The 8,779-nt window shown below is 38.5% G+C and carries 10 protein-coding genes; 5 read left to right on the forward strand and 5 right to left on the reverse strand.

The genetic code is table 11. The annotated features are described in order from the left end of the window. Positions 1–11: 11 nt before the first annotated feature. Both ribF and murJ read right to left on the reverse strand, forming a co-directional pair. Entirely contained in the window at positions 12–956 is a 945-nt protein-coding gene (gene ribF, locus Q0794_RS15535; protein WP_298943418.1) for a bifunctional riboflavin kinase/FAD synthetase, read from the reverse strand. A gap of 109 nt (positions 957–1,065) precedes the next feature. Next, positions 1,066–2,625: a murein biosynthesis integral membrane protein MurJ gene (murJ, locus tag Q0794_RS15540; RefSeq protein ID WP_298943420.1), complete on the reverse strand. Its 1,560-nt coding sequence runs from the start codon at positions 2,623–2,625 to the stop codon at positions 1,066–1,068. Between the two features lie 306 nt (positions 2,626–2,931). Here murJ and rpsT point away from each other — a divergent pair, with 306 nt between their 5' ends. After that, on the forward strand, positions 2,932–3,192 hold the full coding sequence (rpsT, locus tag Q0794_RS15545; RefSeq protein WP_028867309.1) for a 30S ribosomal protein S20: 261 nt from the start codon (positions 2,932–2,934) through the stop codon (positions 3,190–3,192). Between the two features lie 166 nt (positions 3,193–3,358). Here the strand turns inward: rpsT and Q0794_RS15550 are convergent, their stop codons facing one another. The 3 genes from Q0794_RS15550 to epmA all read right to left on the reverse strand — a co-directional run bounded on the left by Q0794_RS15550 (position 3,359) and on the right by epmA (position 4,951). Further along, complete coding sequence (locus tag Q0794_RS15550; RefSeq protein WP_298943422.1) at positions 3,359–3,619, reverse strand: DUF4404 family protein; 261 nt, start codon at positions 3,617–3,619, stop codon at positions 3,359–3,361. A gap of 83 nt (positions 3,620–3,702) precedes the next feature. Then, positions 3,703–3,930, reverse strand: a complete 228-nt coding sequence (locus Q0794_RS15555) for a hypothetical protein (protein WP_298943424.1) — start codon at positions 3,928–3,930, stop codon at positions 3,703–3,705. A gap of 40 nt (positions 3,931–3,970) precedes the next feature. Continuing rightward, positions 3,971–4,951, reverse strand: a complete 981-nt coding sequence (epmA, locus tag Q0794_RS15560) for an elongation factor P--(R)-beta-lysine ligase (protein ID WP_298943426.1) — start codon at positions 4,949–4,951, stop codon at positions 3,971–3,973. 220 nt (positions 4,952–5,171) lie between these two features. On the opposite strand from epmA, the gene frdA reads away from it, so the two are divergent. The 4 genes from frdA to frdD are packed head-to-tail and all read left to right on the forward strand — an operon-like array spanning position 5,172 to position 8,544. Beyond that, complete coding sequence (frdA, locus tag Q0794_RS15565) at positions 5,172–6,941, forward strand: fumarate reductase (quinol) flavoprotein subunit (protein ID WP_298943428.1); 1,770 nt, start codon at positions 5,172–5,174, stop codon at positions 6,939–6,941. Positions 6,942–6,943: 2 nt separating this feature from the next. Next, entirely contained in the window at positions 6,944–7,684 is a 741-nt protein-coding gene (locus Q0794_RS15570; protein WP_298943430.1) for a succinate dehydrogenase/fumarate reductase iron-sulfur subunit, read from the forward strand. Between the two features lie 58 nt (positions 7,685–7,742). Then, positions 7,743–8,132 (forward strand): fumarate reductase subunit C, encoded by a 390-nt coding sequence (locus Q0794_RS15575; RefSeq protein WP_298943432.1) that lies wholly within the window; start codon positions 7,743–7,745, stop codon positions 8,130–8,132. Between the two features lie 10 nt (positions 8,133–8,142). Next, positions 8,143–8,544 (forward strand): fumarate reductase subunit FrdD, encoded by a 402-nt coding sequence (gene frdD, locus Q0794_RS15580; protein ID WP_298943433.1) that lies wholly within the window; start codon positions 8,143–8,145, stop codon positions 8,542–8,544. Positions 8,545–8,779 lie beyond the last annotated feature (235 nt).

Here is an 8,779-nt window from a genome sequence, read left to right on the forward strand (position 1 = left end):
CTAACGATTTATTAATTAAGCTGATGCCATGCTCTAGCTTGCTGAATATCTTTATCAATCTGTATTTTTAGTTCTGCGAATGAATCAAAACGAACTTCATCGCGTAATTTTTTCTCAAGTAACACTTCAAGCTGGCGACCGTATAAGTCACCTTCGAAATCAAATATGTGTACTTCTAATTGTTGTCGTTCACCATTAACAGTCGGACGACAACCAATATTTGCAACGCCTCGATAAGCTTGTTGCTCTGTCCCTTCTTCATTAACACCCAGTACTGATACAACAAACACACCCGATACAGGTGAAACGCGACGTTTTAAAAACAAATTAGCAGTCGGCACGCCGATTGTACGACCCAACTTCTTACCATGCCCGACACGACCAGCAATACTATATTTTCTGCCTAGCATTTGCTCTGCTTGTTGTAATTGGCCTTTTGCTAATGCGCTGCGTATCCGCGTACTACTAACACGACAAGCATCTTGCGACAGGCTTTTTGTATCAACGACTTCAAAGCCGTATTTTTCACCCGCTTCTTTGAGCAGTGCAAAATCACCTAAACGTTGGTAACCAAAGTGAAAATCATCGCCAATCACTAGGAATTTAACATTTAATTTTTTAATTAATAACTGCTCAATAAAATCATTCGCACTAAGATTGGCAAATTTATGCGTAAAAGAAACGCACAGTAAGCTATCTAGACCTAATTTTTCAAGTTGTACGAACTTATCTCGCAAACGACTTAATCGACCAGGCGCATTTTTACCTGCAAACAATTCAGCGGGCTGCGGCTCAAAGGTCATCACAGTTGCAGGCACTTGTAAGCGCTCAGCTTCCTTTAGCAGGCGAGACAAAACAGCATGATGGCCAAGGTGAATGCCATCGAAATTGCCAATACTCAACACGCAACCTTGTGGTTGATGCTGTAGATTATGAATTCCGCGTATTAATTCCATGATAATGTCATAATTAATTGCCAAAAATAGCGTTGAAAATATAAAAGAGCTGATTATATATTAAGGTTGCAAAGTAATCAGCTTTCATTTTAGCGATTTAAGATTAATTCTAACGACTTACCTTAAAATGCTTTAGTCGTAATCCAAAAATAAAGTTACTCACCAAATAGATAGCTGCGCCGCCTAAAATCAAGGCGATTAACTGCATAATCGATTCAAGTAAACCAAAATCTACCCACATCACAAGACTCGGTGTCATATACAATAAAGCAGCAACCATCACTAAACCTGAAGCAATAATTCGAATTAACACCGCTACACTGCCTTTCTGTACTTGGTAAGCACCATTTTTATAAAGGCCAAACCATAATAAACCAGCATTTAATGTAGCAGACAGTGACGTGGCAATCGCTAATCCAACATAACCAAAAGGCACAGCAAAAATAACATTTAGCACCATATTACTCACCATCGCTATCACCCCAAATTTAACTGGTGTTTTTGTATCTTGGCGTGAGTAATAACCTGGAGCGAGGACTTTAACGAGCATAAAACTTAATAAACCACCGGCATAAGCCCATAAACTCATCGCCGACATACTGACATCTTGCATATCAAACTCGCCACGCATAAATAAAACACGCAACATCGGTTCAGCTAACACCATTAAACCTAACATGGCAGGAAAACCTAAGAAACATACGCTGCGAATCCCCCAATCTAAGGTTTTAGAGAAATCTTCAGGGGACTTATTAACATGAGAGGAAGACAAGCTTGGCAAAATAACCGTCGCAATCGCAATACCAAATAAACCTAACGGAAACTCCAATAAACGATCTGCATAATATAACCAACTGATTGAACCCGTTTGTAAAAAGCTGGCAATAAACGTATCTAACAACAGGTTTATTTGACTCACTGACACGCCAAATAAAGCGGGAATCATTAAAGTTCGAATTTTAACTACACCTGGATGATGCCACTGCCAACTCGGCTTCACTAATAGCTTTTCTTTTTTCAAAAATGGAATTTGAAATAAGAATTGAATCAAACCACCGATAAAGACACCGATCGCTAAACCGATTTCAGGTTGAGCAAGTTGTGGCGAGAGAAAAACAGCACAGGAAATGATCGCAATATTTAAAAATACTGGGGTAAACGCCGCGACGGCGAATTTCCCTAATGTATTGAGAATTGCACCAGATAACGCAGTAAACGTAATAAACCATAAATAAGGGAAAGTAATTTTTAACATGTCTGACGCTAAAACAAATTTGTATGCTTCAGGGCCGCCATTCCACCACTCTAAAAACCAGCCAAAACCAAATAATCCGGTAATAACCGAAGAACCGATAACACCTAAAATGGTGATAACAGTGATAATAGTACCTAAAGTACCTGAAACCGCAGAAATGAGTTCTTTTACTTTATCTCGAGACTGTGTTCTTTCATATTCGGTTAATACAGGAACAAAAGCTTGCGCAAATGCCCCTTCTGCAAACAAACGACGTAAAAAGTTAGGAATTTTATTAGCAAAGAAAAATAAATCTGCCGCCGCCCCTGCTCCCATCAAATTTGCAATAACGATATCGCGAACTAATCCTAAAACACGAGAGATTAAGGTCATAGAACTTACGATCATGCCTGATTTTATTAGCTTTTTACTCACACTGGATTTCCTAAAGACTAAAATAAAATAACACTCAACCGACTAAAAGATGAGATTCAGAACGATAAAATACACGCTTTAGTTAAATTTAATAGATTTAACAGGCAATATATCGTCAAAACATTCGACTCTTCATTTGCATCTGTAATGGGTTGAGTATAAAATGCGCGCAGTTTAACCATCCACCTGGTTCGTTACCAGTTATTTTATTGGTTAATAAGAAACCATTTGACAATATACGTGTTACAAGGCATATTCCACGACCTTTGATTATCCCTTGTTATACAGAATTTAGGAGTTAAGGTCTTGGCTAATATCAAGTCTGCTAAAAAACGTGCTTTATTATCTGAAAAAAGCCGTAAACATAATGCAAGTCGTCGTACAATGATGCGTACTTTCATCAAGAAAGTTGTTGTTGCAATCGAAGCTGCAAACAAAGAACTAGCTACAGCTGAGTTCGTTAAATTACAATCAGTTTTAGATGCTTACGCAACTAAAGGTCTGATCAGCAAAAATATGGCTGCTCGTAAGAAAAGCCGTCTTTCTGCTAAAATTAAAGCGCTTTAATTCTTTTTTAAGAATTTGCCTTTTATTTAAGATATTAAAAAACCGACCTAGTGTCGGTTTTTTTATATCTATATTTTCAGATTTACTTCTTTTAGCTATTCAGCTTTAAATAACAAACTTCAAAGAGCGGCCTTTCAAGAAATACTTCTTAAAAAACAGATTGGTATTAAATACCCATTCCAGATAATGCATTCATTAAATCTTTAACGACTTTACCAACAACTGGGTTAGTTTCTTCAAACATAACTAATTGTTGCGATATTTTCTTATCTCGAATTAACTGAGCAGGATCACCAGACATAATGGCTTGTTGTAATTGGTCATGTACTTTTTGTAATTCACCTGCGGTACATTCATCTGCAACTAAACCTTCAGATAACACATCAGATAATTTTTCAAATTCAGATTGTACTTTTTTGATTGGCATACACACCTCAGTTTTAAATAATAGATAGTGATACGAAACATGGTTAAGGTATAAACACTTAACTGCTTATTTTCATTGTAGCATCAGTCCTTTACAGGGACCTTTAAAAATCGATCGATAAAACGAGTGAACACTAAAAAGATGATCACAAACAAAATACTGATCACTATCAAGCCAACTTTAAACCAGCTTTGATCTTGATAAGCTTGCAAAAATTGACTGGATAAATAAATCGCCATCAACCAATAAGCAATACGTAACACATAGCTCCAAATAGGATAACTTTTATCCGTTAGCCATAACCTTGCCATTTTAATCCCTTATCTTATCGACGATGTTAATCTCATACGTTTACGCATTATCAACACTAAAGCTTAATACATCATTAATGTGCTTTTGTTCAGTAGAGAGCATTAACAATCTATCTAATCCTAACGCCACACCTGCGCAGTCTGGTAAATGATCTAAACAGGCGACAAATTTATAATCTATCGGCATTTCAGGCAGCCCCATTGTGATTCGCAATTGATTGTCTGCTTGGAAGCGCTTTAACTGCTCTTCACTGTTATTGAGCTCATGAAAGCCGTTCGCTAACTCAACACTTTTATAATACACCTCAAAACGATCAGCAACACGATCATCTTTTGTATTAATTCTTGCTAGAGCCGCTTGTGAGGCAGGAAAATCATAAACAAAACAAGGTTCATCTTGACCTATTTTAGATTCTATCGCGATACAAAATAACAGTTGTAAGATCGTATCTTTATCTGTTTCATTATCCAGTACGTCACCTAGCTGTAAATGTGCGCCTGCTAACTTCAGCTCTTCGATACTTGCGGTTAACGGGTCAACCTGCAAAATAGATAAAAACGCCTCTTGGTAACTACAACGCGTTGGCGTATTACAGTTTAAAATCAACATTAATAACGTAGCCATTTCGTCCATTAATTGGTGATGGTCAAAACCGACTTTATACCACTCTAATAAAGAAAACTCTGGGTTATGAAAACGCCCCGACTCTTCATTTCGATACACTTTTGATATCTGATAAATTGAACCGCTACCAGCTGCTAATAAACGCTTCATTTGAAATTCTGGAGAGGTTTGTAAATATAATGGCACACCACCGTCTACTAACGGCTTATCACTAATATTACGACCAACAAACTGCGTTTTAAAACATTGCAAATGCACATCTGTTACCGCTGCTTGGCTAAGAGAAGGCGTTTCAACTTCTAAGACCTGTAAGTTGCTAAAAAAATCTCGAATTGTTTTTAACATCGTCGCGCGTGCACTTAATTGTGCCAGCGAAGCACTTGGTAACCAGTTCATTGGAACTCCTTTTATAAAAGTCTAGTTTACCTAACCTTTACGATTTCTGGAATCTATCCTGATTCAACTTAAGCATGTTTAAGGTATTTTATTTACTCGCAAAACACTTAATTTATATTGTGCATTAAAGTTTTGCTTTAACCTTGTTTCGATCAAAGTTTTCCTCTTCCTAACTGATAGACTAAATCTTAAGCAGTTTGTCATTTTGTTGGAGAAAATTATGCAAATAATCAAAACAGACGTCGCGATTATCGGTGCAGGCGGTTCAGGTTTAAGAGCCGCTATCGAAATCGCTGAAAATTATCCACAGCTTGACGTCGCGCTTATATCCAAAGTTTACCCTATGCGTAGCCATACCGTTGCAGCTGAAGGCGGTGCTGCAGGTGTAGTGCAAGACAGTGATTCGTTAGATCAACATTTTGATGACACTGTCTCAGGCGGTGACTGGCTGTGTGAACAAGATGTAGTGCAATATTTTGTAGAAAATGCGGCGAAACAATTAACCCAATTAGAACATTGGGGTTGCCCTTGGAGCCGTAAAGCAGACGGCAATATTAATGTTCGCGCTTTTGGTGGCATGAAAAAAGAACGCACTTGGTTTGCCGCTGATAAAAGTGGTTTCCATATTCTGCACACCCTTTTCCAAACCTCGCTTAAACACCCTAAAATAACACGCTTTGATGAACACTTTTGTCTTGATTTAGTGGTTGAAAATAACAAGATTCAAGGTGTTGTCATTCTTGATATTGCAGAAGGTGAAGCAAAACTCATTCAAGCAAAATCAGTGATCATGGCCACTGGTGGTGCAGGCCGAGTATATACCTATAACACGAACGGCGGCATCGTTACGGGAGATGGCATGTCACTCGCTTATCGTCATGGTGTCGCATTGCGAGATATGGAATTTATACAATATCATCCAACAGGTTTACCAGGTTCAGGTATTTTAATGACCGAAGGTTGCCGTGGCGAAGGTGGCGTATTAATCAATAAAAATGGGTACCGCTATTTACAAGACTACGGCCTAGGGCCAGAAACACCACTTGGACAGCCTAAAAACAAACACATGGAATTAGGGCCAAGAGATAAAATAAGCCAATGCTTCTGGCAGGAACAGCAAAAAGGTAATGTCATCACTGGCGATCGAGGCGATGTGGTTTATCTCGATTTACGTCACTTAGGTGAAACTAAAATCAACGAACGCTTACCCTTTATCCGAGAACTCGCTAAAGCGTATGTTGGTGTTGATCCTGTCCATGAACCCATTCCCGTTCGACCAACCGTGCATTATACGATGGGCGGCATTACCACTAATGCTAAAACTGAAACTAGCTTAACCGGATTATATGCGATTGGTGAATGTGCCTCAGTCGGTTTACATGGCGCAAATCGCTTAGGTTCAAACTCGTTGTCAGAACTTGCCGTTTTTGGTCAATTAGCAGGGCAACAAGCTGCCGAATATGCACAACAAGCAGAACATCATACGATTAAACCACTGCAAGAAAAAGCACAAAAGATAATCGCTAGGACAGAAGCCTTATTACACAGTAATGGCAACGAGAAAATGGCCGATATACGCCAAGAGATGGGCGATTGTATGGAAGAAGGGGTTGGTATTTATCGAACACAAACCTCAATGCAGAAAACTATTGATAAGTTAGCCGAATTAAAAGCACGCTATAAGCATATTAACATTAACGATAAATCCAGTGTCTTTAATACGGAATTCTTATATGCCATTGAGTTAGGTTATTTATTAGATACCGCAGAAGCCATTGCTCATAGTGCAATTGCACGCCAAGAATCACGCGGCTCTCATCAGCGTATTGATGAATTTAATACACGCAATGATGTGCATTTTTTAAAACACTCATTAGCTTACTATCAAGCGGATAAAGCGCCCATTATAAAATACTCCGATGTCACCATCACCAAAAGCCAACCCGCTGAACGCGTATACGGTGCAGCTTCTGAAACGAAGGAGAAATAATCATGACCGATAAAACAATAGAAATTGAAATCCTTCGTTATCGTCCAGAGCAAGATGAAAAACCGTTTCCACAACAGTTTGAAGTGCCCTACCACCCTGATATGTCGATCTTAGAGGCTCTACAATATATTAAAGATCATTTAGACAGCACGGTTAGCTTTAGATGGTCTTGCAGAATGGCTATTTGTGGTAGTTGCGGGTTAATGGTTAATAATATCCCTAAGCTAGGTTGTAAGGCTTTTTTACGAGATTATTATCCACAAAAAGTAAAACTTGAGGCTTTAGCCAACTTCCCTATCGAGCGCGATCTTATTGTGGTAATGGATGATTTCATTAAAAAACTAGAAGAAATCAAACCTTATATTATTCCTGAGAGTGATGACAAATGCTTATCAGAAGGCACCTATAAACAAACGCCTGAACAAATGGAGAAATACGCAAAATTTTCCATGTGTATTAATTGCGGCCTTTGCTATTCAGCTTGTCCTCAGTATGGGTTAGATAAAAATTTCACAGGCCCTGCCGCCTTAGCATTACTAGCGCGATATAACCGTGATAGTCGAGATGCAGGCAGTGCGGAGCGAATGAAGATAGTAAACCAAGAACAAGGTGTTTGGTCATGTACTTTTGTTGGTTATTGCTCGGTAGTTTGCCCTAAGGGCGTTGACCCTGCCGCCGCAATTCAACTGTTAAAAGTTGAAAGCAGCAAAGATTATTTAATTGGCATGTTCAAACCTGACTAATATTAGACATGCCCATTATTGAAACAACATAACGTGACGTTATTTTGGAGTGAATAAAATGAGTAAACGTAAACCTTATCAACGCGAAATGAAAAATGATTGGTGGTTAAAAAACATATTCTATAGCCGATACATGATTCGAGAAGGCAGCAGTATTTTAATCACACTCTACAGCCTTATTTTAGCTTGGGGTGTGTTTCGTTTAAGCCAAGGAGCAGAAGCATTCAATGCATGGTTAAGCGCCTTACAGCATCCTGTTTCAATTATTTTTCATCTATTAGTGCTATTGATTGCTTTATATCACACCCTTACTTGGTTCTCATTAGCCCCTAAAGCAGTCGACCTTTACATCAAAGGCAAACCATTAGATGGAAGGTTAATTGTTGCAGGCCATTACATCACATTCGTTATCGCCACTGTCTTTTGCTTAGTGATCATCATGCTTTAAAGGAGGTTTCATGAACGTTCAACAAACAACAACTCAATCACAAGAGAAAAAGTATATTCGTTGCCATGAACCTGTATTTTGGGGGTTATTTGGTGCAGGCGGCATGCTAACGGCCTTTCTGACCCCCGTCATGGTATTAGTGACAGGGCTATTGATTCCATTAGGAATAATTGATGCAGACCATCTAAGCTACGATAAATTACATACGTTTGTTAGCCATTGGTATGGCGCGGCTATCGTATTAGTACTAATCGCATTGCCTTTGTGGCACACATTACACCGTATCTTTCATTCGTTACATGACCTTGGCATTAAACGTGGACGAGATTGGCAACAAGTGATTTGCTATGGATTTGCATTCGCCGTCAGCGTGTTTGTATTTACTTTGTTATTACAGATGCTGACCTTTTAATATTAGTTTAATCAAACACACTGTCTTGAAAAACACCGCTATTGATGATTTTTAACTAAAAATAAAAGTAAAAACAGCACGCATAAAAAAACCAGCTCAATGCTTAATGCCGTTCACTTAAGGTGAACGGCATATTTACTTTTTGCAACAGGATATCGATTTTTAGATGATTTTAAACACCTCGGATAACTTCGTTCTCGTCTTCCCTCTAACTTAAATTGCGCTGCATTTCTTT

Origin of the sequence: uncultured Psychromonas sp. (genome assembly GCF_947489755.1) — a bacterium.
Taxonomy (GTDB): Bacteria; Pseudomonadota; Gammaproteobacteria; order Enterobacterales; family Psychromonadaceae; genus Psychromonas.

What these genes read in the sequence shown, in the direction of transcription:
- ribF (WP_298943418.1), bottom strand. Translation starts at nt 956, where the DNA reads ATGGAATTAATACGCGGAATTCATAATCTACAGCATCAACCACAAGGT.
- Q0794_RS15550 (WP_298943422.1), bottom strand. Translation starts at nt 3,619, where the DNA reads ATGCCAATCAAAAAAGTACAATCTGAATTTGAAAAATTATCTGATGTG.
- Q0794_RS15555 (WP_298943424.1), bottom strand. Translation starts at nt 3,930, where the DNA reads ATGGCAAGGTTATGGCTAACGGATAAAAGTTATCCTATTTGGAGCTAT.
- epmA (WP_298943426.1), bottom strand. Translation starts at nt 4,951, where the DNA reads ATGAACTGGTTACCAAGTGCTTCGCTGGCACAATTAAGTGCACGCGCG.
- frdA (WP_298943428.1), top strand. Translation starts at nt 5,172, where the DNA reads ATGCAAATAATCAAAACAGACGTCGCGATTATCGGTGCAGGCGGTTCA.
- Q0794_RS15570 (WP_298943430.1), top strand. Translation starts at nt 6,944, where the DNA reads ATGACCGATAAAACAATAGAAATTGAAATCCTTCGTTATCGTCCAGAG.
- Q0794_RS15575 (WP_298943432.1), top strand. Translation starts at nt 7,743, where the DNA reads ATGAGTAAACGTAAACCTTATCAACGCGAAATGAAAAATGATTGGTGG.
- frdD (WP_298943433.1), top strand. Translation starts at nt 8,143, where the DNA reads ATGAACGTTCAACAAACAACAACTCAATCACAAGAGAAAAAGTATATT.